Origin of the sequence: Kitasatospora azatica KCTC 9699 (assembly GCF_000744785.1) — a bacterium.
Lineage (GTDB): Bacteria > Actinomycetota > Actinomycetes > Streptomycetales > Streptomycetaceae > Kitasatospora > Kitasatospora azatica.
In genome coordinates, this window is record NZ_JQMO01000003.1 from 3,533,709 (window position 1) to 3,555,146 (window position 21,438).

General features: G+C 67.8%; 33 protein-coding genes. 32 read left to right on the forward strand and 1 reads right to left on the reverse strand.

Features of this window, described 5'->3' with window-relative positions; genetic code table 11:
• Position 1: 1 nt before the first annotated feature.
• From rplB to glmM, 32 genes are all read left to right on the forward strand, one after another.
• A complete protein-coding gene (rplB, locus tag BR98_RS26325; protein ID WP_035848162.1) occupies positions 2-838 on the forward strand; it encodes a 50S ribosomal protein L2 in 837 nt (278 codons plus the stop codon).
• A gap of 11 nt (positions 839-849) precedes the next feature.
• Complete coding sequence (gene rpsS / locus BR98_RS26330; protein ID WP_035848164.1) at positions 850-1,131, forward strand: 30S ribosomal protein S19; 282 nt, start codon at positions 850-852, stop codon at positions 1,129-1,131.
• A 55-nt stretch (positions 1,132-1,186) separates the two neighbouring features.
• Positions 1,187-1,534: a 50S ribosomal protein L22 gene (gene rplV, locus BR98_RS26335; RefSeq protein ID WP_035848166.1), complete on the forward strand. Its 348-nt coding sequence runs from the start codon at positions 1,187-1,189 to the stop codon at positions 1,532-1,534.
• Entirely contained in the window at positions 1,534-2,364 is an 831-nt protein-coding gene (rpsC, locus tag BR98_RS26340) for a 30S ribosomal protein S3 (RefSeq protein ID WP_035848168.1), read from the forward strand. The genes rplV and rpsC overlap by 1 nt, the downstream gene beginning before the upstream one ends.
• 5 nt (positions 2,365-2,369) lie before the next feature.
• Complete coding sequence (gene rplP, locus BR98_RS26345) at positions 2,370-2,789, forward strand: 50S ribosomal protein L16 (protein WP_035800849.1); 420 nt, start codon at positions 2,370-2,372, stop codon at positions 2,787-2,789.
• Entirely contained in the window at positions 2,789-3,013 is a 225-nt protein-coding gene (gene rpmC, locus BR98_RS26350; protein ID WP_035848170.1) for a 50S ribosomal protein L29, read from the forward strand. The genes rplP and rpmC overlap by 1 nt, the downstream gene beginning before the upstream one ends.
• The gene (gene rpsQ, locus BR98_RS26355) at positions 3,013-3,285 is read left to right on the forward strand and encodes a 30S ribosomal protein S17 (protein ID WP_030055826.1); all 273 of its coding nucleotides are present in this window, start codon (positions 3,013-3,015) and stop codon (positions 3,283-3,285) included. Before rpmC ends, rpsQ begins: the two co-directional genes overlap by 1 nt.
• 103 nt (positions 3,286-3,388) lie before the next feature.
• Complete coding sequence (gene rplN, locus BR98_RS26360) at positions 3,389-3,760, forward strand: 50S ribosomal protein L14 (RefSeq protein ID WP_035848171.1); 372 nt, start codon at positions 3,389-3,391, stop codon at positions 3,758-3,760.
• Positions 3,761-3,775: 15 nt separating this feature from the next.
• Positions 3,776-4,087 carry a 50S ribosomal protein L24 gene (gene rplX, locus BR98_RS26365; protein ID WP_035853973.1) on the forward strand — a complete coding sequence of 104 codons (312 nt, stop codon included), beginning with the start codon at positions 3,776-3,778 and terminating at the stop codon, positions 4,085-4,087.
• Complete coding sequence (gene rplE / locus BR98_RS26370) at positions 4,087-4,665, forward strand: 50S ribosomal protein L5 (RefSeq protein ID WP_035848173.1); 579 nt, start codon at positions 4,087-4,089, stop codon at positions 4,663-4,665. The genes rplX and rplE overlap by 1 nt, the downstream gene beginning before the upstream one ends.
• 3 nt (positions 4,666-4,668) lie before the next feature.
• On the forward strand, positions 4,669-4,854 hold the full coding sequence (locus tag BR98_RS26375) for a type Z 30S ribosomal protein S14 (protein WP_030055830.1): 186 nt from the start codon (positions 4,669-4,671) through the stop codon (positions 4,852-4,854).
• Positions 4,855-5,118: 264 nt separating this feature from the next.
• Positions 5,119-5,526, forward strand: coding sequence for a 30S ribosomal protein S8 (gene rpsH / locus BR98_RS26380; RefSeq protein ID WP_035848175.1), 408 nt, complete (start codon positions 5,119-5,121; stop codon positions 5,524-5,526).
• A 22-nt stretch (positions 5,527-5,548) separates the two neighbouring features.
• Positions 5,549-6,088: a 50S ribosomal protein L6 gene (rplF, locus tag BR98_RS26385; RefSeq protein ID WP_035848177.1), complete on the forward strand. Its 540-nt coding sequence runs from the start codon at positions 5,549-5,551 to the stop codon at positions 6,086-6,088.
• 3 nt (positions 6,089-6,091) lie between these two features.
• Entirely contained in the window at positions 6,092-6,475 is a 384-nt protein-coding gene (gene rplR / locus BR98_RS26390) for a 50S ribosomal protein L18 (protein ID WP_035848180.1), read from the forward strand.
• A gap of 48 nt (positions 6,476-6,523) precedes the next feature.
• Entirely contained in the window at positions 6,524-7,162 is a 639-nt protein-coding gene (rpsE, locus tag BR98_RS26395) for a 30S ribosomal protein S5 (protein ID WP_035848182.1), read from the forward strand.
• The gene (rpmD, locus tag BR98_RS26400; RefSeq protein WP_030300409.1) at positions 7,162-7,344 is read left to right on the forward strand and encodes a 50S ribosomal protein L30; all 183 of its coding nucleotides are present in this window, start codon (positions 7,162-7,164) and stop codon (positions 7,342-7,344) included. The genes rpsE and rpmD overlap by 1 nt, the downstream gene beginning before the upstream one ends.
• A gap of 2 nt (positions 7,345-7,346) precedes the next feature.
• On the forward strand, positions 7,347-7,799 hold the full coding sequence (rplO, locus tag BR98_RS26405; RefSeq protein ID WP_035848185.1) for a 50S ribosomal protein L15: 453 nt from the start codon (positions 7,347-7,349) through the stop codon (positions 7,797-7,799).
• A 329-nt stretch (positions 7,800-8,128) separates the two neighbouring features.
• Positions 8,129-9,436: a preprotein translocase subunit SecY gene (secY, locus tag BR98_RS26410; RefSeq protein ID WP_035848187.1), complete on the forward strand. Its 1,308-nt coding sequence runs from the start codon at positions 8,129-8,131 to the stop codon at positions 9,434-9,436.
• Positions 9,436-10,089: an adenylate kinase gene (locus BR98_RS26415; RefSeq protein ID WP_035848189.1), complete on the forward strand. Its 654-nt coding sequence runs from the start codon at positions 9,436-9,438 to the stop codon at positions 10,087-10,089. The genes secY and BR98_RS26415 overlap by 1 nt, the downstream gene beginning before the upstream one ends.
• Before the next feature lie 150 nt (positions 10,090-10,239).
• Entirely contained in the window at positions 10,240-11,079 is an 840-nt protein-coding gene (map, locus tag BR98_RS26420; RefSeq protein WP_035848192.1) for a type I methionyl aminopeptidase, read from the forward strand.
• A 55-nt stretch (positions 11,080-11,134) separates the two neighbouring features.
• Positions 11,135-11,560, forward strand: coding sequence for a large conductance mechanosensitive channel protein MscL (gene mscL / locus BR98_RS26425; RefSeq protein WP_035848196.1), 426 nt, complete (start codon positions 11,135-11,137; stop codon positions 11,558-11,560).
• A 169-nt stretch (positions 11,561-11,729) separates the two neighbouring features.
• Positions 11,730-11,951, forward strand: coding sequence for a translation initiation factor IF-1 (infA, locus tag BR98_RS26430; protein WP_003956442.1), 222 nt, complete (start codon positions 11,730-11,732; stop codon positions 11,949-11,951).
• Positions 11,952-11,989: 38 nt separating this feature from the next.
• Complete coding sequence (gene rpmJ, locus BR98_RS26435; RefSeq protein WP_003956441.1) at positions 11,990-12,103, forward strand: 50S ribosomal protein L36; 114 nt, start codon at positions 11,990-11,992, stop codon at positions 12,101-12,103.
• A gap of 176 nt (positions 12,104-12,279) precedes the next feature.
• Positions 12,280-12,660 carry a 30S ribosomal protein S13 gene (gene rpsM, locus BR98_RS26440; RefSeq protein ID WP_035848199.1) on the forward strand — a complete coding sequence of 127 codons (381 nt, stop codon included), beginning with the start codon at positions 12,280-12,282 and terminating at the stop codon, positions 12,658-12,660.
• Between the two features lie 73 nt (positions 12,661-12,733).
• Positions 12,734-13,141 carry a 30S ribosomal protein S11 gene (gene rpsK / locus BR98_RS26445; RefSeq protein ID WP_030232513.1) on the forward strand — a complete coding sequence of 136 codons (408 nt, stop codon included), beginning with the start codon at positions 12,734-12,736 and terminating at the stop codon, positions 13,139-13,141.
• 123 nt (positions 13,142-13,264) lie between these two features.
• Positions 13,265-14,287, forward strand: a complete 1,023-nt coding sequence (locus BR98_RS26450) for a DNA-directed RNA polymerase subunit alpha (RefSeq protein WP_035848201.1) — start codon at positions 13,265-13,267, stop codon at positions 14,285-14,287.
• Between the two features lie 157 nt (positions 14,288-14,444).
• A complete protein-coding gene (rplQ, locus tag BR98_RS26455) occupies positions 14,445-14,942 on the forward strand; it encodes a 50S ribosomal protein L17 (protein WP_035848203.1) in 498 nt (165 codons plus the stop codon).
• A gap of 100 nt (positions 14,943-15,042) precedes the next feature.
• Positions 15,043-15,948 (forward strand): tRNA pseudouridine(38-40) synthase TruA, encoded by a 906-nt coding sequence (gene truA, locus BR98_RS26460; RefSeq protein WP_232247602.1) that lies wholly within the window; start codon positions 15,043-15,045, stop codon positions 15,946-15,948.
• Positions 15,949-15,991: 43 nt separating this feature from the next.
• Positions 15,992-17,656 carry an ABC-F family ATP-binding cassette domain-containing protein gene (locus tag BR98_RS26465; RefSeq protein ID WP_035848205.1) on the forward strand — a complete coding sequence of 555 codons (1,665 nt, stop codon included), beginning with the start codon at positions 15,992-15,994 and terminating at the stop codon, positions 17,654-17,656.
• Between the two features lie 254 nt (positions 17,657-17,910).
• Positions 17,911-18,354, forward strand: coding sequence for a 50S ribosomal protein L13 (gene rplM, locus BR98_RS26470; protein WP_035848207.1), 444 nt, complete (start codon positions 17,911-17,913; stop codon positions 18,352-18,354).
• Between the two features lie 62 nt (positions 18,355-18,416).
• Positions 18,417-18,908, forward strand: a complete 492-nt coding sequence (gene rpsI, locus BR98_RS26475; RefSeq protein ID WP_035853977.1) for a 30S ribosomal protein S9 — start codon at positions 18,417-18,419, stop codon at positions 18,906-18,908.
• A gap of 143 nt (positions 18,909-19,051) precedes the next feature.
• Positions 19,052-20,419: a phosphoglucosamine mutase gene (gene glmM, locus BR98_RS26480; protein ID WP_035848209.1), complete on the forward strand. Its 1,368-nt coding sequence runs from the start codon at positions 19,052-19,054 to the stop codon at positions 20,417-20,419.
• Positions 20,420-20,426: 7 nt separating this feature from the next.
• Here glmM and coaA read toward each other — a convergent pair whose 3' ends face one another.
• Complete coding sequence (gene coaA / locus BR98_RS26485; protein ID WP_035848211.1) at positions 20,427-21,425, reverse strand: type I pantothenate kinase; 999 nt, start codon at positions 21,423-21,425, stop codon at positions 20,427-20,429.
• Positions 21,426-21,438: the final 13 nt, after the last annotated feature.

Below are 21,438 nucleotides of genomic sequence, written 5' to 3' on the forward strand. Positions count from 1 at the left end.
AATGGGCATCCGCAAGTACAAGCCGACTACGCCGGGCCGTCGCGGCTCCAGCGTGGCCGACTTCGTAGAGATCACGCGGTCCACGCCGGAGAAGTCGCTGGTTCGCCCCCTGCACAGCAAGGGCGGCCGTAACAACGCCGGTCGTATCACCGCTCGCCACCAGGGTGGCGGACACAAGCGCGCCTACCGCGTGATCGACTTCCGTCGTCACGACAAGGACGGCGTGCCGGCCAAGGTCGCGCACATCGAGTACGACCCCAACCGCACTGCGCGCATCGCGCTCCTGCACTACGCGGACGGCGAGAAGCGCTACATCATCGCGCCGCGCGGCGTCGCGCAGGGTGACCGGATCGAGAACGGCCCGACGGCCGACATCAAGCCGGGCAACAACCTGCCGCTGCGCAACATCCCGGTCGGTACCACCATTCACGCGGTGGAGCTGCGTCCCGGTGGCGGTGCCAAGATGGCCCGCTCCGCCGGTTCCGGCATTCAGCTGCTCGCCCGTGAGGGTCGCATGGCGCACCTGCGCATGCCCTCCGGTGAGATCCGCCTGGTCGACGTGCGCTGCCGCGCCACCGTCGGCGAGGTCGGCAACGCCGAGCAGTCGAACATCAACTGGGGCAAGGCCGGCCGTATGCGCTGGAAGGGCGTCCGCCCGACCGTGCGTGGTGTGGCCATGAACCCGATCGACCACCCGCACGGTGGTGGTGAGGGTAAGACCTCTGGTGGTCGCCACCCGGTTTCGCCGTGGGGCCAGAAGGAGGGTCGCACCCGTAAGCCCGGCAAGGCTTCGGACGCCCTCATCGTGCGCCGCCGCAAGACCAACAAGAAGCGCTAGGAGCAGGTCAGATGCCGCGCAGTCTCAAGAAGGGCCCCTTCATCGACGGCCACCTCATCAAGAAGGTGGACGCGCAGAACGAGGCGGGTACCCAGAACGTCATCAAGACCTGGTCCCGTCGCTCCGTGATCAGCCCGAGCATGCTCGGTCACACGATCGCGGTTCACGATGGTCGCAAGCACGTCCCGGTGTTCGTCACCGAGTCGATGGTCGGCCACAAGCTCGGCGAGTTCGCGCCGACGCGCACCTTCCGCGGCCACGTCAAGGACGACCGCAAGTCGAAGCGTCGCTAGTCGCCGGCAGAACTGCCAAACGACTCAAATGACTTACACCAGCAAGGGGACAACCATGGAAGCCAGGGCCCAGGCGCGGTACATCCGCGTCACGCCCATGAAGGCCCGCCGCGTGGTGGACCTCATCCGTGGCCTGAACGCCACGGAGGCCCAGGCGATCCTGCGGTTCGCTCCGCAGGCCGCCACCGTGCCGGTCGGCAAGGTGCTCGACAGCGCCATCGCCAACGCCGTGCACAACTACAACCACAACAACGTGGACGACCTCGTCATCAGCGAGGCGTACGTTGACGAGGGTCCGACCCTGAAGCGGTTCCGTCCGCGTGCCCAGGGCCGTGCCTACCGGATCCGCAAGCGGACCAGCCACATCACCGTGGTCGTCAGCAGCAAGGAAGGGACCCGGTAATGGGCCAGAAGGTTAACCCGCACGGGTTCCGCCTCGGCATCAGCACGGACTTCAAGTCCCGCTGGTACGCCGACAAGCTGTACAAGGACTACGTCAAGGAAGACGTTGCCATTCGTCGCATGATGACGAAGGGCATGGAGCGCGCCGGCATCTCGAAGGTTGAGATCGAGCGCACCCGCGACCGCGTCCGCGTCGACATCCACACCGCTCGCCCCGGCATCGTCATCGGTCGCCGTGGCACCGAGGCCGACCGCATCCGCGGCGACCTCGAGAAGCTGACCGGCAAGCAGGTCCAGCTGAACATCCTCGAGGTCAAGAACCCCGAGCTGGACGCCCAGCTCGTGGCTCAGGGCGTCGCGGAGCAGCTGTCCTCCCGCGTGTCGTTCCGCCGTGCCATGCGCAAGTCGATGCAGGGCACCATGAAGTCCGGCGCCAAGGGCATCAAGGTCCAGTGCTCCGGTCGTCTCGGCGGCGCCGAGATGAGCCGTTCGGAGTTCTACCGCGAGGGCCGTGTGCCGCTGCACACCCTTCGTGCGAACGTCGACTACGGCTTCTTCGAGGCCAAGACGACCTTCGGCCGCATCGGCGTGAAGGTCTGGATCTACAAGGGCGACGTCAAGAACATCGCCGAGGTCCGCGCTGAGAACGCTGCTGCCCGCTCGGGCAACCGTCCGGCCCGCAACGACGCCCGCCCCGCGCGTGGCGGCGAGCGCGGTGGCCGTGGCGGCGAGCGCGGTGGCGCCCGTGGTGGCCGTCGTCCCGCTGCCGAGGCCTCCGCGGCCCCGGTGACGGAGACCCCGGCTGCCGAGAGCACCGGAACGGAGGCCTGACCGTCATGCTGATCCCCCGTCGGGTCAAGCACCGCAAGCAGCACCACCCGAAGCGCCGCGGCGCTTCGAAGGGTGGCACCGAGCTCGCGTTCGGCGAGTACGGCATCCAGGCCGTCACCCCGGCCTACGTGACGAACCGGCAGATCGAGTCCGCTCGTATCGCCATCACCCGTCACATCAAGCGTGGCGGCAAGGTCTGGATCAACATCTACCCGGACCGTCCCCTCACCAAGAAGCCGGCCGAGACCCGCATGGGTTCCGGTAAGGGTTCGCCGGAGTGGTGGATCGCCAACGTTCACCCGGGACGGATCATGTTTGAACTGTCCTACCCCAACGAGAAGGTTGCTCGTGAGGCGCTCACCCGCGCTGCTCACAAGCTCCCGATGAAGTGCCGGATTGTCCGGCGCGAGGCAGGTGAGAGCTGATGTCGGCCGGCACCAAGGCTGCTGAGCTGCGCGAGCTGGACAACGAGGGTCTCGTTGCCAAGCTTCGTGAGGCCAAGGAGGAGCTGTTCAACCTCCGCTTCCAGGCGGCGACCGGACAGCTCGACAACCACGGACGGCTCCGGCTGGTCCGTAAGGACATCGCGCGGATCTACACCCTGATGCGCGAGCGCGAGCTGGGCATCGAGACGGTGGAGAACGCCTGATGACTGAGAACACCAACGAGACGCGCGGTTTCCGCAAGACCCGTGAGGGTCTCGTCGTCAGCGACAAGATGGACAAGACCGTCGTCGTCGCCGTCGAGGACCGCGTCAAGCACGCTCTGTACGGCAAGGTCATCCGCCGTACGAACAAGCTGAAGGCGCACGACGAGGCCAACGCCTGCGGCATCGGCGACCGGGTGCTCCTCGCGGAGACCCGTCCGCTGTCCGCGACGAAGCGCTGGCGCGTCGTCGAGATCCTCGAGAAGGCCAAGTAACGAAGCCGATGAGGTACGGCCGTATGTGCACCAGGTCCCGCGAGGGCCGCTGGTGTGAGCAGCGGCCGGCCCGTCGACTCTCGTTGACGATCAGGAGAAAGCTGTGATCCAGCAGGAGTCGCGACTGCGCGTCGCCGACAACACGGGCGCGAAGGAAATCCTTTGCATCCGCGTTCTCGGTGGCTCCGGTCGCCGCTACGCCGGTATCGGGGACGTCATCGTCGCCACCGTCAAGGACGCGATCCCCGGTGGCACCGTCAAGAAGGGCGACGTCGTCAAGTGCGTCATCGTCCGTACCGTGAAGTCGCGCCGTCGTCCCGACGGTTCGTACATCCGGTTCGACGAGAACGCCGCCGTCGTGCTCAAGAACACCGACGGTGACCCCCGTGGCACCCGCATCTTCGGCCCGGTGGGCCGCGAGCTGCGTGACAAGAAGTTCATGAAGATCATCTCGCTGGCGCCGGAGGTGCTCTAACCCATGGCGAACAGCATGAAGATCAAGAAGGGTGACCTGGTTCAGGTCATCACCGGCAAGGACCGCGGCAAGCAGGGCAAGGTCATTCAGGCCATGCCCGCCGAGAACAAGGTCCTCGTCGAGGGTGTGAACCGGGTCAAGAAGCACACCAAGCCCGGCCAGGGCACCGCCGGTGGCATCATCACCGTCGAGGCTCCGGTGCACGTCTCCAACGTGCAGCTGGTCGTGGAGAAGGACGGCAAGAAGGTCGTCACTCGCGTTGGTTACCGCTTCGATGACGAGGGCAACAAGATCCGCGTTGCCAAGCGAACCGGTGAGGACATCTGATGTCTGAGACGACCATCGAGAACGTTGAGAAGGTGGCCCCCCGCCTCAAGGCGCGTTACAACGCCGAGATCAAGGGCCAGCTGCAGGAGGAGTTCTCGTACGAGAACGTCATGCTGATCCCCGGCCTGGTCAAGGTCGTGGTCAACATGGGTGTCGGCGAGGCTGCCCGTGACAGCAAGCTGATCGAGGGCGCGATCAAGGACCTGACCGCGATCACCGGTCAGAAGCCTGCCGTGACCAAGGCTCGTAAGTCCATCGCGCAGTTCAAGCTGCGCGAGGGCCAGCCGATCGGCACCCACGTCACCCTCCGTGGTGACCGCATGTGGGAGTTCCTGGACCGTCTGGTGTCGCTGGCTCTGCCGCGTATCCGTGACTTCCGCGGTCTCTCCCCCAAGCAGTTCGACGGCCGTGGCAACTACACCTTCGGTCTGACCGAGCAGGTTATGTTCCACGAGATCGACCAGGACAAGGTCGACCGTCAGCGCGGTATGGACATCACCGTCGTGACCACCGCTCAGACCGACGACGAGGGCCGGGCGCTGCTGCGCGCTCTGGGCTTCCCGTTCAAGGAGGCGTAGGCAATGGCGAAGAAGTCCCTCATCGCGAAGTCCGAGCGTAAGCCGAAGTTCGGCGTCCGGGCTTACACCCGGTGCCAGCGCTGCGGCCGTCCGCACTCGGTGTACCGCAAGTTCGGCCTGTGCCGTGTGTGCCTCCGTGAGATGGCGCACCGCGGCGAGCTGCCGGGCGTGACCAAGAGCTCCTGGTAACCAGTAGCCCTCGGCGCACAACTGCGAGGCAAGCGGTGCCCGACCCCCTCACTTTTGGGTCTCTGTACGGATTCCCGTAAGGTAGTGGGGTCGGGCCCCCGCCGCGGCAGCTCCGTAGCTGTTCGCGGCCCTTCTTTGGAGGGGCTCGCACCCAGTCTTACTAACGCCGCAGGTCCCCTGCGTCTGTGCCCCTGCCGCACTTCTCGGAGTGCGGTGGGGGGACCTGGCGCGGAGAAACCACGGCGAGAGAGGCCTGAGGCCATCATGACCATGACCGACCCCATCGCAGACATGCTCACGCGTCTGCGTAACGCGAACTCGGCGTACCACGACACCGTGGCGATGCCGGCTAGCAAGATCAAGTCGCACGTCGCGGAGATCCTGCAGCAGGAGGGTTACATCTCCAGCTGGAAGGTCGAGGAGCCGGCCGAGGGCGAGGTCGGCAAGAAGCTGACCATCGAGCTCAAGTTCGGTCCCAACCGCGAGCGCTCGATCGCTGGTATCAAGCGCATCAGCAAGCCGGGCCTGCGGGTCTACGCAAAGTCCACCAACCTGCCGAAGGTCCTCGGCGGCCTGGGCGTGGCGATCATCTCCACGTCCTCGGGTCTCCTCACGGACAAGCAGGCCGCCAAGAAGGGCGTAGGCGGAGAAGTTCTCGCCTACGTCTGGTAATTCGGGAAACGGAGGTACAGCAATGTCGCGCATTGGACGGCTGCCCATCCCGGTTCCCGCCGGCGTGGACGTCACCATCGATGGCCAGGCGGTCTCGGTGAAGGGCCCGAAGGGCTCCCTCACCCACGTCGTCGCCGAGCCGATCGAGATCGGCAAGGACGAGAACGGCACTCTGGTTGTCACTCGCCCGAACGACGAGCGTCTGTCGAAGAGCCTGCACGGGCTTTCCCGCACGCTGGTGGCGAACATGATCACCGGCGTGACCGCGGGCTACCGCAAGTCGCTGGAGATCAGCGGTGTTGGTTACCGAGTCGCAGCGAAGGGCTCCGCGATGGAGTTCCAGCTCGGCTACAGCCACCCGATCCTGATCGAGGCCCCGGAGGGCATCTCCTTCGTGGTCGAGTCGCCCACCAAGTTCCACGTGGACGGTATCGACAAGCAGCTGGTCGGTGAGGTTTCGGCCAAGATCCGCAAGCTGCGCAAGCCCGACCCGTACAAGGCCAAGGGCGTCAAGTACGCGGGCGAGGTCATCCGCCGCAAGGTCGGAAAGAGTGGTAAGTAAGCCATGACCGTCTCTGTCAAGATCGGCAAGGGCAACGCCTACAAGGCCGCCGCCCGCAAGCGCCGCGCGATCCGTGTTCGCAAGCGCGTCGTCGGCACCGAGGTGCGTCCGCGCCTCGTTGTGACGCGCTCGAACCGCCACATGGTCGCCCAGGTCATCGACGACGCCAAGGGTCACACCCTGGCGTCGGCGTCCACCCTCGACGTGTCCATCAAGGGCGCCGAGGGCGACAAGACCGAGCTGGCCAAGAAGGTCGGAAGCCTGGTCGCCGAGCGCGCCAAGGCTGCCGGCATCGAGTCGGTCGTCTTCGACCGCGCGGGCAACCGGTACGCCGGCCGCATCGCCGCCCTGGCGGACGCGGCCCGCGAGGCCGGGCTCGACTTCTAAGCCGCTCGTCGACTCAGTCGACGGACGTAATCGAGAGAGGTAATTCCAATGGCTGGACCCCAGCGCCGCGGTAGCGGCGCCGGCGGCGGCACCGGTGGCGAGCGGCGCGACCGTAAGCGTGACGACCGGGGCAACGCCCCCGCCGTCGAGAAGACTGCTTACGTCGAGCGCGTTGTCGCGATCAACCGTGTCGCCAAGGTTGTCAAGGGTGGTCGTCGTTTCAGCTTCACCGCGCTGGTCGTGGTGGGCGACGGTGACGGCACCGTGGGTGTCGGTTACGGGAAGGCGAAGGAGGTTCCGGCCGCCATCGCCAAGGGTGTTGAGGAGGCCAAGAAGAACTTCTTCAAGGTTCCCCGTATCCAGGGCACCATCCCGCACCCGATCCAGGGCGAGAAGGCTGCCGGCGTCGTGCTGCTGAAGCCGGCTTCCCCCGGTACCGGTGTTATCGCCGGTGGCCCGGTGCGTGCCGTCCTGGAGTGCGCCGGCGTTCACGACATCCTGTCGAAGTCGCTCGGCTCGGACAACGCGATCAACATCGTGCACGCCACCGTGGCTGCTCTGAAGGGCCTCGTGCGCCCCGAGGAGATCGCGGCCCGTCGTGGCCTGCCGCTGGAGGACGTGGCTCCGGCTGCCCTGCTGCGCGCTCGCGCCGCCGGCACCGCCGCTGCGGTTGGGGCTGGTGTCTGATGGCTCGCCTGAAGATCACCCAGACCAAGTCCTACATCGGCAGCAAGCAGAACCACCGCGAGACGCTGCGCTCGCTGGGTCTGAAGCGCATGCACGATGTGGTCGTCAAGGAGGACCGTCCCGAGATCCGCGGGATGGCCCAGACCGTGCGTCACCTCGTCACGGTCGAGGAGGTGGACTGATCATGTCTGACAACCCGATCAAGATCCACAACCTGCGTCCCGCCCCGGGTGCCAAGACCGCCAAGACCCGTGTCGGTCGTGGTGAGGCGTCCAAGGGTAAGACCGCCGGTCGTGGCACCAAGGGCACCAAGGCCCGTTACCAGGTTCCGCAGCGCTTCGAGGGTGGCCAGATGCCCCTCCACATGCGCCTGCCGAAGCTGAAGGGCTTCAAGAACCCCTTCAAGATCACCTTCCAGGTGGTCAACCTCGACAAGCTGGCCGAGCTCTACCCGCAGGGTGGCGAGGTCACGGTCGAGGGTCTCGTCGAGAAGGGCGCGGTTCGCAAGAACTCGCTCGTCAAGGTGCTCGGCACCGGCGAGATCTCCGTCGCGCTGCAGGTCTCGGTGGACGCCGTCTCCGGCTCCGCGGCCGAGAAGATCACTGCTGCCGGCGGCACCGTCACCGAGCTCATCTGACCCGTTTCCCGGGCCACCAGAGCTGGTTGACACACCGTCAGAGACAGAGCCCCGTCCCTCGTTCGAGGGGCGGGGCTCTGTCTTTCGCGTGCTCATCACCACGGCTTTCGCGTGCAAGCCCGGCCAAAACCGGGCATCTGGGCCGAGCTGCGGCAACCCCGCGGTCTGCGCGCTTCTGCCAAGTGGCCACACACTGTTAGAGTCCGTGGAGTTCCCTTGTAGGTTGCAGCAGTCGCCTGCCGCAAACCCCTGGGAACACGACCGACATAGACCCTGTCCATCAGGACCGACCCTCCCGCCGACGACGCGCGGGAGGCGCAGGAGGCACCGTGCTCAGTGCGTTCGCGCGGGCGTTCAAGACGCCCGACCTGCGCAAGAAGCTGCTGTTCACGCTGGGCATCATGGTGCTGTTCCGGATGGGCGCGCACGTTCCCGTACCCGGCGTGAACTTCAAGGCCGTTCACGAGTGCGTGAACGGCAGCAAGAGCGGCCTGTTCGGGCTCGTCAACCTGTTCAGCGGCGGCGCGCTGCTGCAGCTGACGATCTTCGCGCTCGGCATCATGCCGTACATCACCGCCAGCATCATCCTTCAGCTGCTGACCGTCGTGATCCCGCGACTCGAGGCGCTGAAGAAGGAGGGCCAGGCCGGTACCGCGAAGATCACGCAGTACACCCGGTACCTGACCATCGCGCTCGCGGTGCTGCAGGGCACCGGTATCGTCGCCACCGCCTCGAACGGCGCGCTCTTCTCCACCTGCCCGGTGGGCAACCAGGTGGTGCCGGACACCTCGGTGTTCCGGATCGCGGTCATGGTGATCACCATGACCGCCGGCACCACCGTGATCATGTGGCTGGGTGAGCTGATCACCGACCGCGGCATCGGCAACGGCATGTCGATCCTGATCTTCACCTCGATCGCCTCCGGTTTCCCCGGCAACCTCTGGTCGATCAAGAAGGCCGGCACGCTGGCCGGCGGCTGGGTGGACTTCTTCGCGGTGATCGCGGTCGGCATCGTCGTGGTGGTGCTGGTCATCTTCGTCGAGCAGGGACAGCGCCGGATCCCGGTGCAGTACGCCAAGCGCATGATCGGGCGCCGCGCCTTCGGCGGTACCTCGACCTACATCCCGCTGAAGGTCAACCAGGCCGGTGTGATCCCGGTCATCTTCGCCTCCTCGCTGCTGTACATCCCGGCGCTGGTGGCGCAGTTGACCAACAGCAAGGCCGGCTGGGCGGTCTGGGTGCAGCAGAACTTCACCAAGGGCGACCACCCGATCTACATGGTCACGTACTTCGTGCTGATCGTGTTCTTCGCCTTCTTCTACGTCGCGATCTCCTTCAACCCCGAAGAAGTTGCCGACAATATGAAGAAGTATGGTGGCTTCATCCCGGGCATCCGGGCCGGCCGACCGACGGCCGAGTACCTGAACTACGTGCTCACCCGCATCACGTGGCCGGGTTCGCTCTACCTGGGCCTCATCGCGTTGATCCCGATGATCGGCCTGGTCGCCCTCAACGCGAGCACAACCATCCCGTTCGGCGGCACCAGCATCCTCATCATCGTCGGCGTCGGACTCGAAACTGTGAAGCAGATCGAGAGCCAGCTCCAGCAGCGTAATTACGAAGGGTTCCTCCGCTGATGCGTATCGTCCTCGTCGGACCTCCCGGGGCCGGGAAGGGTACTCAGGCGCATGTGCTCGCCAAGACCCTGTCCATTCCCCACATCTCGACCGGTGACCTGTTCCGGGCCAACATCAGCCAGAGCACCCCGCTGGGGCTCGAGGCGAAGGGCTACATGGACCAGGGCCTCCTGGTACCGGACGAGGTGACCATCGGGATGGCCAAGGACCGTCTCCTGCAGTCGGACACCGCCCAGGGCTTCCTGCTGGACGGCTTCCCGCGCAACCTGGAGCAGGCCAAGGCCCTGGACGAGTTCCTCGCCGAGCAGGGCATCGCCCTGGACGGGGTGCTCGACCTGGAGGTTCCCGAGGACGAGGTGGTCAAGCGGATCGCCGGCCGTCGGCTCTGCCGCAACGACGGCGCCCACGTCTTCCACGTGGTCTACAACCCGCCGGCCGTCGAGGGCGTCTGCGACGAGTGCGGTGGCGAGCTGTACCAGCGCTCGGACGACACCGAGGAGTCGGTGCGGGTCCGGCTGGAGGAGTACCACAGCAAGACCGAGCCGATCATCGACTACTACGTCCAGCAGGGCCTGGTCACCACCATCCCCGCGCTCGGCAAGGTGGACGAGGTCACCCAGCGCGCGATCGACGCGCTGGAGCGCGACAAGTAGGACCGAGCGGACCCACCGCGTGCCCACGGCCGCGGCACCCCTTTGCGGGGTGTCGCGGCCGTTGGGCGTCGTACGGTGGGGGAGTGGAACGGCCGTCGGGCGGAGTCCGGGCGGGGTACAGCGAAGAAACTGACGAAAGGCACTGGCCAGATGGTGGAGATCAAGACCCCCGAGCAGATCGCCAAGATGCGAGCCGCCGGGCTGGTCGTCGCCGAGGCGCTCAAGGCCTGCCGCGAGGCGGTGGCCCCCGGGGTGAGCACCCAGGAGCTCAACGACATCGCGGACAAGGTGATCACCGAGCACGGCGCCACCTCGAACTTCCGCGCCCACCACGGCGGCCTCTGGTTCCCCGGGGTGATCTGCGCCTCGGTCAACAACGAGGTGGTGCACGGCATCCCCGGTGAGCGGGTGCTGCAGGAGGGCGACGTGATCTCCATCGACTGCGGCGCGATCCTGGACGGCTGGCACGGCGACGCGGCGATCACGGTCGCCGTCGGCGAGGTCGCTCCCGAGGTGGCGATGCTCAGCAAGGTGACCGAGGGCTCGATGTGGGCCGGCATCGCGCAGATGAAGAAGAACAACCGCCTGGTCGACGTCTCCAAGGCGATCGAGGGCTTCATCCGCCGTCAGCCGCTGCCCCCCAAGGGCAAGTGGGGCATCACCGAGGGCTACGGCGGCCACGGCATCGGCACCGCGATGCACATGGAGCCGCACGTGCTGAACTACGTGGAGCGCGGCCGCGGCAAGGGCCCCAAGCTGGTGCCGGGCACGGTGCTGGCGATCGAGCCGATGGTCTCGCTGGGCACCCCGCACACCAGCGTGCTCGAGGACGACTGGACCGTGGTCACCAACGACGGCACCTGGGCCTCGCACTGGGAGCACTCGGTGGCCGTCACCGAGCAGGGCCCGCTGGTGCTGACCGCCTTCGACGGTGGAAAGGCGCAGCTCGCGGCACTTGGTGTGACCGCGGCTCCCGACCCGTTGGGCTGAGCCGGTATCGTCTCTGCTTCGAGCAGCTGGCGAAATCGGACAATAGGGGTAACAAGTGCTCAAGGGCTTCCGCGACTTCCTGATGCGCGGCAACGTCGTCGACATGGGCGTCGGCATCGTGATCGGGTCGGCGTTCACGGCGGTGGTCACCGGGTTCGTGAAGGCCTTCCTGACCCCGCTGGTGGGTGTGGTGGTCGGCGCGACCGGCGACTTCAGCACCTACACCTTCAAGCTGGTCGGCGTCACCTTCCCGTACGGCGAGTTCCTGAACGTGCTGATCGCGTTCATCATGACCGCCGCGGTGCTCTACTTCTGCGTGGTGCTGCCGGTCACCAAGGCCACCGCCCGGTACCTGCCGAAGAAGCCCAAGGTCGCCAAGCGCCCGTGCCCCGAGTGCCTGACCGAGATCCCGGAGGCGGCCAGCCGCTGCTCGGCCTGCACCGCGGCGGTCCAGCCGATGACCATCGGCGCGCAGCGCTGAGGCGGTCGGCCGTTTTGGTCGCTGAGCGGACGGTAGCGTAGGATGGACCGTCGGCTCACTCGTAGCGTGCTTCAGCACGCCCTCTTCCCGCTGAGGGTCGGGGTGAACCCAGGTTCGCACGAGCGTGCCGCATACGGTAGCCGGTCCCGGAAGGTGGATCTCGCAGTTCATGGCAAAGAAGCAAGGCGCCATTGAGATCGAGGGCACCGTGATCGAGTCTCTCCCGAACGCCATGTTCAAGGTTGAGCTGCAGAACGGTCACAAGGTCCTCGCGCACATCAGCGGCAAGATGCGGATGCACTACATCCGTATCCTCCCGGATGACCGCGTGGTCGTGGAGCTCAGCCCCTACGACCTCACGCGCGGACGCATCGTCTACCGCTACAAGTAACAACGTCAGATCGATCGAGAGCCCGGAGGCCAAGACTCATGAAGGTCAAGCCGAGCGTCAAGAAGATCTGCGACAAGTGCAAGGTGATCCGCCGTCACGGCCGGGTCATGGTGATCTGCGACAACCTGCGCCACAAGCAGCGCCAGGGCTGATCGTCCCGCATTTCTCGTAGTACTTCGCGCGACGCGCACAATGTCATACGCGGGCTGCCCGATCCGCCCCCCCTGTGGGACGGACTGCCACCCCCGGTCAGAGGCCGGGGCTCGCTCGCCGAGAGGCGATCGAGTAGGCAGCACGTAAGACCTCTGAAGAAAAACAGGAGCCATGAATGGCACGCCTCGCCGGCGTTGATCTCCCCCGCGAGAAGCGGATCGAGATCGCCCTCACGTACGTCTACGGCATCGGCCGTACCCGCGCCCAGCAGACGCTGGCCGAGACGGGCGTGAACCCCGACATCCGCGTTCGCGACATCTCCGAGGACGACCTCGTCGCGCTGCAGCGTTACATCGACACGAACTTCCGTGTCGAGGGTGACCTGCGCCGTGAGGTGGCCGCCGACATCCGCCGCAAGGTCGAGATCGGCTGCTACGAGGGTCTGCGTCACCGCCGTGGCCTGCCCGTCCGCGGTCAGCGCACCCACACCAACGCGCGTACCCGCAAGGGCCCGCGTCGCGCGATTGCCGGCAAGAAGAAGCCGGGCAAGAAGTAGTCCGCCCGTTAACCGGACATCCCTCCGGCCCGCGGGTTAGCGGACCGATCACCTCAGTAGGAGAAACAGACTTATGCCCCCCAAGGGTCGTCAGGCTGCCGGCGCGAAGAAGATCCGCCGCAAGGAAAAGAAGAACGTCGCTCACGGGCACGCCCACATCAAGAGCACGTTCAACAACACCATCGTTTCGATCACCGACCCCGCGGGCAACGTGATCTCCTGGGCCTCCGCCGGCCACGTCGGCTTCAAGGGCTCGCGCAAGTCGACCCCGTTCGCCGCGCAGATGGCCGCCGAGGCCGCCGCGCGTCGTGCGCAGGAGCACGGCATGCGCAAGGTCGACGTCTTCGTGAAGGGTCCGGGCTCCGGCCGCGAGACCGCGATCCGCTCGCTCCAGGCCACCGGCCTGGAGGTGGGTTCGATCCAGGACGTCACCCCCACCCCGCACAACGGCTGCCGCCCGCCGAAGCGTCGCCGCGTCTGACGCGTCGCCTTCGGGTGCGACTGTTTTAAACCGCGTACGGGGTCCTGTTCGACGGGACCCCGTACGCTGGTCTTGTTCGGCATCAAATAGTGGGTGCCGAAGACAACTGGAGGATCTGAAAACATGCTGATCGCTCAGCGTCCCTCGCTGACCGAAGAGGTTGTCGACGAGTACCGCTCGCGGTTCGTCATCGAGCCGCTGGAGCCGGGCTTCGGCTACACCCTCGGCAACTCGCTTCGCCGCACGCTCCTCTCCTCGATCCCCGGCGCTGCTGTCACCAGCATCCGGATCGACGGTGTCCTGCACGAGTTCACCACCGTGCCGGGCGTCAAGGAGGACGTCACCGACCTCATCCTCAACATCAAGCAGCTGGTCGTCTCCTCGGAGCACGACGAGCCGGTCGTGATGTACCTGCGCAAGCAGGGCCCGGGTGTGGTCACCGCCGCCGACATCGCGCCCCCGGCCGGTGTCGAGGTGCACAACCCCGAGCTGGTCCTCGCCACGCTCAACGGCAAGGGCAAGCTGGAGATGGAGCTGACCGTCGAGCGCGGTCGCGGCTACGTCTCCGCCGTGCAGAACAAGGCTTCCGGCCAGGAGATCGGCCGGATCCCGGTCGACTCGATCTACAGCCCCGTGCTGAAGGTCACCTACAAGGTCGAGGCCACCCGTGTCGAGCAGCGGACCGACTTCGACAAGCTGATCGTCGACGTCGAGACCAAGCCCGCCATGCGCCCGCGTGACGCCATGGCCTCGGCCGGTAAGACCCTGGTGGAGCTGTTCGGTCTCGCCCGCGAGCTGAACATCGACGCCGAGGGCATCGACATGGGCCCGTCCCCGACGGACGCCGCCCTGGCCGCCGATCTGGCGCTGCCGATCGAGGAGCTCGAGCTCACCGTTCGGTCGTACAACTGCCTCAAGCGCGAGGGCATCCACACCGTGGGTGAGCTCGTCGCCCGCTCGGAGGCGGACCTGCTCGACATTCGCAACTTCGGTGCGAAGTCGATCGACGAGGTCAAGGCGAAGCTGGCCGGCATGGGCCTGGCCCTCAAGGACAGCCCGCCCGGATTCGACCCGACCGCGGCCGCCGACGCCTTCGGCGCCGACGACCTGGACGACGCGGGTTACGCCGAGACCGAGCAGTACTGAGTTTGGACGGGGGCGGCCCTCGGGTCGCCCCTGTTCGATGCACACAGGGCTCTGCGGGGGACAACCCCCAGACCCCCACTAAGCCGTCCGGGCAACCGTGCCCGTACGCCCGTTCCGGTACCTGATACGGCCGGATTCGGAGATTGAAGGAGCTACCATGCCCCGTCCCGCGAAGGGTGCCCGCCTCGGCGGTGGCCCGCACCACGAGCCGCTGCTGCTCGCCGGCCTCTGCCGGGAGCTCTTCCAGTACGGCCGCATCACCACGACCGAGGCCAAGGCCCGTCGGATGCGCCCGCTGGCGGAGAAGCTGATCACCAAGGCCAAGGCCGGTGACATCCACAACCGTCGCATCGTCCGCAAGACGATCACCGACGTCTCCGTGCTGCACACCCTCTTCACCGAGATCGCGCCGCGCTACGAGAACCGTCCCGGTGGCTACACCCGCATCACCAAGATCGGTCCCCGTCGTGGCGACAACGCCCCGATGGCCGTGATCGAGCTGGTCGAGGCGCTGACCGTCGCGCAGACCGCCGTCGGCGAGGCCGAGGGTGCCACCAAGCGTGCCGCCAAGGAGGCCGCTGAGGCCCCCGCCGCTGCCGAGGCTCCGGCCGACGCCGCGCCGGCCGCCGAGGCGACCGAGGGCGACAACGCCTGACACCGCAAGGTGTGAGTCCGGGCCCGCTTCCCCACTCCGGTGGGGGAGCGGGCCCGTTCGTTACCGACTGGGCCCCTTCGTTACTGAGTGGGAGTGAGCAGTGCTCAAGGATTGCGAGCAGCCGGAGCAGCCGCTGCGTCAGGACGGCCCGGCCGAGGGGTTCGTCCGGATCCGGCTCGATCTCGCCTACCACGGCGCCGAGTTCTCCGGCTGGGCCCGCCAGCGCGGCCGGCGCACCGTGCAGGAGGAGATCGAGAGCGCGCTGCAGATCGTCACCCGCAGCTCCGCGCTCTACCCGCTGACCGTGGCAGGGCGCACCGACGCCGGGGTGCACGCGCGCGGCCAGGTGGCGCACGTCGACCTGCCGGTGGAGCTCTGGGCCGAGCACGGCGAGAAGCTGCTGCGCCGGCTCGCCGGGCGGCTGCCGGCCGATGTCCGGATCTACCGGGTCGGCGAGGCGCCGGCCGGCTTCGACGCCCGGTTCGCCGCGATCTGGCGCCGCTACGCCTACCGGGTGGCCGACCACCCCGGCGGCGTGGACCCGCTGCTGCGCGGCCATGTGCTCTGGCACGACCGCCCGTTGGACATCGACCGGATGAACGAGGCGGCCAAGCTGCTGCTCGGCGAGCACGACTTCGCCGCGTACTGCAAGAAGCGCGAGGGCGCGACCACCATCCGCACCCTGCTGGAACTGCACTGGGACCGGGTGCCGATGGACCCGTACGCGGCCCAGGAGGGCTCGCTGGCGGTCGCCACGGTCCGGGCCGACGCCTTCTGCCACAACATGGTCCGGGCCCTGGTCGGCGCGATGCTGCTGGTCGGCGACGGGCACCGACCGGTGGAGTTCCCCGGCGAGGTGCTGGCCGGCGGGGTGCGCAACAGCGCGGTCAACGTGATCCGGCCGTACGGACTGACCCTGGAGGAGGTCGGCTACCCGGCCGACGACCAGCTCGCCGAGCGGGGCCGGCTGGCCCGCCGGATGCGCACGCTGCCCGGCCAGAGCTAATCCATTTGGTGGCGACCCCCGGGCGTGGGCACAATTTCGGCCTATGGGACACGTCGAGATTTCACACCTTGAGTACTACCTGCCGGACGGACGGGTGTTGTTCGACGACGCGTCCTTCCGGGTCGGCGAGGGCTCCGCGGTCGCCCTGGTGGGTGCCAACGGAGCCGGCAAGACCACGCTGCTGCGCATGATCGCGGGCGACACCCAGCCGCACGGCGGGACGGTGACGGTCAGCGGCGGGCTCGGCGTGATGCGCCAGTTCGTCGGCACCACCGGCCGCGAGGACCAGCGCGAGACGCCGGGCGCGCTGCCCGCCGACGCCTCGGTCCGGGACCTGCTGGTCTCGGTCGCCCCCGCCCGGATCGCGCAGGCCGCCAAGGCGGTGGACGCGGCCGAGCTGGCGATGATGGCGCAGGACGACGAGAAGTCGCAGATGGCCTATGCCCAGGCGCTCTCCGACTGGGCCGATGCCGGCGGCTACGACTACGAGACCGACTGGGACGTCTGCACCATGGCGGCGCTCGGGATGCCCTTCGAGCGCGCCCAGTTCCGTGGCCTGAACACGCTCTCCGGCGGCGAGCAGAAGCGCCTGGTCCTGGAGGCGCTGCTGCGCGGCCCCGAGGAGGTGATCCTGCTCGACGAGCCGGACAACTACCTGGACGTCCCCGGCAAGCGCTGGCTGGAGGAGGCGATCAAGGCCACCTCCAAGACCGTCCTGTTCATCTCGCACGACCGCGAGCTGCTCTCCCGCTGCGCGGACAAGATCATCAGCATCGAGTCGGGCTTCGGCGGGGGCGGCAGCTCCGTCTGGGTGCACGGTGGCGGTTTCGACTCCTTCCACGAGGCCCGCAAGGAGCGCTTCGCCCGCTTCGAGGAACTCGGCCGGCGCTGGGACGAGGAGCACGCCAAGCTCAAGAAGCTGGTGGTCAACCTGCGGCAGGCGGCCTCGGTCAGCCACGCCCTGGCCACCCGCTACGCCGCCGCGCAGACCCGGCTGAAGAAGTTCGAGGAGGCCGGCCGGCCGGAGGAGCCGCCGCGCGAGCAGAACATCACGATGCGGCTCAAGGGCGGCCGGACCGGGGTGCGGGCGCTGACCATCGAGCAGTTGGAGCTCACCGGTCTGATGAAGCCCTTCGACCTGGAGGTCTTCTACGGCCAGCGGGTCGCGGTGCTCGGCTCCAACGGCTCCGGCAAGTCGCACTTCCTGCGGCTGCTCGCGGGCGACGAGTCGGTCAAGCACAGCGGCGGGTTCAGGCTCGGCGCCCGGGTGGTGCCCGGCCACTTCCGGCAGACCCACGCCCACCCGGAGCTGCTCGGACGGACCGTCCGCTCGATCATCGAGGAGGAGCACGCGCTCAGCCGCGGCGCCGCGATGGGCGCGCTGCGCCGGTACGAGCTGGACAAGCAGGAGGAGCAGCGGTTCGAGTCGCTGTCCGGCGGCCAGCAGGCCCGGCTGATGATCCTCAAGCTGGAGCTGGACGGGGTCACCGCGCTGCTGCTGGACGAGCCGACGGACAACCTCGACCTGGAGAGCGCGGAGGCGCTGCAGGAGGGGCTGGAGGCCTTCGAGGGCACGGTGCTCTGCGTGACCCACGACCGCTGGTTCGCGAAGAGCTTCGACCGCTTCCTGGTCTTCGGCAGCGACGGCCGGGTCTACGAGTCGCCGGAGCCGGTGTGGGACGAGACGCGCGTGCAGCGGGAACGGTGACGCCGGGGTGGGCCGGGAACGGTGACGCCGGAGTGGGCCGGGCGGGGGGATTTGGTCTGGCTGTGGGGAGCCGGTAGTCTGGGCCCTTGTTGTGCGTATTGGCTCGCTCCATCTCACGTGAGAGGTCGGTACGCCGGAGATACCAGGCCGATGACCAGCGGCTCCCCTTGAATTGCGTCCAAGCGGGACCAGGCTGATCCCTCGTCCAGGTGCTCCTGTCAGGACTCACTCACTGAAAAGCGAAGGCTACGACCGTGCGTACGTACAGCCCCAAGCCCGGCGACGTCCAGCGTCAGTGGCACGTCATCGACGCGACCGACGTCGTGCTCGGCCGCCTGGCCTCCCAGGCCGCCAACCTCCTCCGGGGCAAGCACAAGGCGATCTACGCGCCGCACGTTGACACTGGTGACTTCGTCATCATCATCAACGCCGACAAGGTGCACCTGTCCGGTAACAAGAAGACCCAGAAGCTGGCCTACCGCCACTCGGGCTTCCCGGGTGGTCTGCGCTCGGTGCGCTACGACGACCTCCTGGACAAGAACCCGGAGAAGGCCGTCGAGAAGGCCATCAAGGGCATGATCCCCAAGAACAGCCTGGGCCGTCAGATGCTCTCCAAGCTGAAGGTCTACTCGGGCGACCAGCACCCGCACGCTGCGCAGCAGCCGGTGCCGTTCGAGATCACCCAGGTCGCGCAGTAATTCCGGCCACCCAAGCCCTTAACTAAGAAAAGCTGAGGAACATCGTGGCCGAGAACGCTGCCATCGAGACCACCCTTGAGGTCGACTTCGACGAGGACGTGACCGAGTACACGTCCGAGGAGGAGACCTACACCTCCGAGTCGCTGGCCGGCCGCTTCGCCGAGGCCATCCCCGGCGCCGGCCTTGGCCGTCGCAAGGAGGCGATCGCCCGCGTGCGCATCGTCCCGGGCACCGGCAAGTGGAAGATCAACGGTCGCACCCTGGAGAACTACTTCCCCAACAAGGTGCACCAGCAGACCGTGAACGAGCCCTTCAAGCTCCTTGAGCTGGACGGCCGTTACGACGTCATCGCCCGCATCGCGGGTGGCGGCGTGTCCGGTCAGGCCTACGCGCTGCGCCTCGGCGTGGCCCGTGCGCTGAACGAGGCCGACGTGGACAACAACCGCGGCGCCCTCAAGAAGGCCGGCTTCCTGACCCGTGACGCCCGCGCCGTCGAGCGCAAGAAGGCCGGTCTCAAGAAGGCCCGCAAGGCCCCGCAGTACAGCAAGCGCTAGTCACGCCCCGGGGTGCGTACCGCCCTTGGTGCGCACCCCGCAGGTGGGACCCACGCCCCGGAGCACTTCATGTGCCCCGGGGCGTTGTGCTCCCTGTGCCGGTCAGGCGGCCAGGGACTCCTTACGCAACGAAGGACGGGACTGTGGCACGACTCTTCGGTACGGACGGCGTACGCGGTGTGGCCAACGAGGGCCTGACCGCCGAACTCGCGCTCGGCCTGTCGATGGCCGCCGCGCACGTGCTGGGCGACGCGGGCGGCTTCGGCGGTCGGCGCCCGGTGGCGGTGGTCGGACGCGACCCGCGCGCCAGCGGTGAGTTCCTCGAGGCCGCCGTGATCGCGGGCCTGGCAGGGTCCGGGGTGGACGTACTGCGGGTCGGCGTGCTGCCCACCCCCGCCGTCGCCTATCTGACCGGCGCGCTCGGCGCCGACTTCGGCGTGATGCTCTCGGCCAGCCACAACGCGATGCCGGACAACGGCATCAAGTTCCTGGCCCGCGGCGGCCACAAGCTGGACGACGCGATCGAGGACGCGATCGAGGCCGACTACCGCGGCCACAGCACGGGCGTGCTGAACCGCCCGCGGCCCACCGGCGGCGGCGTCGGCCGGGTGCACGAGTACACCGAGGGCTTCGACAAGTACGTCGCCCACCTGGTCGCCGTGCTGCCCAACCGGCTGGACGGCGTCAAGGTGGTCATCGACGGCGCCCACGGCGCGGCCGCCCGGGTGGCGCCCGAGGCCTTCGCCCGGGCCGGCGCCGAGGTGGTCTTCACCCTGGGCGCCGAGCCGACCGGCCTGAACATCAACGACGGTGTCGGCTCCACCCACCTGGACGGGCTCAAGCAGGCGATGCGCGAGCACAAGGCGGACCTGGGCATCGCGCTGGACGGCGACGCCGACCGCTGCCTGGCCGCCGACGCCGAGGGCAACGAGGTGGACGGCGACCAGATCATCGCGGTCCTGGCGCTGGCCATGCGCGAGGCCGGCACGCTGCGCCGCAACACCGCGGTCGGCACCGTGATGGCCAACCTGGGCTTCAAGCTGGCGATGCAGCGCGAGGGGATCGGCCTGGTCGAGACCGCGGTGGGGGACCGCTACGTGCTCGAGGCGATGAAGGAGCACGGCTACGCGCTGGGCGGCGAGCAGTCCGGCCACGTGATCCTGCTGGACCACGCGACCACCGGCGACGGCACCCTGACCGGCCTGATGCTCGGCGCCCGGCTGGCCGCCACCAAGCAGCCGCTGGCCGAGCTGGCCGCCGTGATGACCCGGCTGCCGCAGCTGCTGATCAACGTCAAGGACGTGGACAAGAGCCGGGTGAACGAGAGCGCCGAGCTGGCCGCCGCGGTCAAGGAGGCCGAGCAGGAGCTGGGCAGCAGCGGCCGGGTGCTGCTGCGCCCGTCCGGGACCGAGCCGCTGGTGCGGGTGATGGTCGAGGCGGCCGACCAGGCGCAGGCCAAGGCGGTGGCCGAGCGGCTCGCGGGCGTGGTCCGCGAGCAGCTGGCCTCCTGACGACCCGTTACAGCTTGCGAAGAAGGGCGCGACGGACCTTGTGGTCGGCGCCCTTCTGCAGGATCAGGGTGGCCCGGCCGCGGGTCGGCAGCACGTTCTCCAGCAGGTTGGGCTTGTTGATGGTGCGCCAGACCTGGCGGCCGTACTCCATCGCCTCCTCCTCCGGCACCTCGGTGAACCGGCGGAAGTAGGAGCTGGGGTCCAGGAAGGCGGTGTCCCGCAGCTTCTTGAAGCGGGACAGGTACCAGTTCTCGATGTCGTCGGTGCGCGCGTCGACGTAGATCGAGAAGTCGAAGTAGTCGGCCACCGCGAGCCGGGTGCGGCCGTCGGTGCCGGGCAGGGCCGGCTGCAGCACGTTCAGGCCCTCGACGATCAGGATGTCGGGGCGCTCCACGGTCAGCCGCTGGTCCGGCACGATGTCGTACACCAGGTGCGAGTAGACCGGGGCGCTGACCTGCTGCTTGCCGGCCTTCACGTCAGCCACGAAGCGCATCAGGGCGCGCCGGTCGTAGGACTCGGGGAAGCCCTTACGGGCCATCAGACCGCGTCGGCGCAGCTCGGCGTTGGGCAGCAGGAAGCCGTCGGTGGTGACCAGTTCGACCCGCGGGTGCTCCGGCCAGCGGGCCAGCAGCGCCTGCAGCAGGCGGGCGGTGGTGGACTTGCCGACCGCCACCGAGCCGGCCACCCCGATGATGAACGGGGTGCGGGTGCGCTCGGTGTCGGGGGTGTCCAGGAAGGTGCCGACCGCGCCGCGCAGCTCGTGGGTGGCGTGGATGTAGAGGTTCAGCAGCCGGGACAGGGGCAGGTAGACGTCGCGCACCTCGTCCAGGTCGAGCGCCGTGCCCAGACCGCGCAGCCGCTCGACTTCCTCGGCGCTCAGCGGCAGCGGGGTCCGCTCGCGCAGGGCGCTCCACTCGGCCCGGCTGAGGTCGACGTACGGGGACGGCGACGGGCTGGGCGTTGAGGGGGCGCCCTGGGTACAGAGTTCGGTCAGCACGTCGTCCATTGTGAGCCGTCCC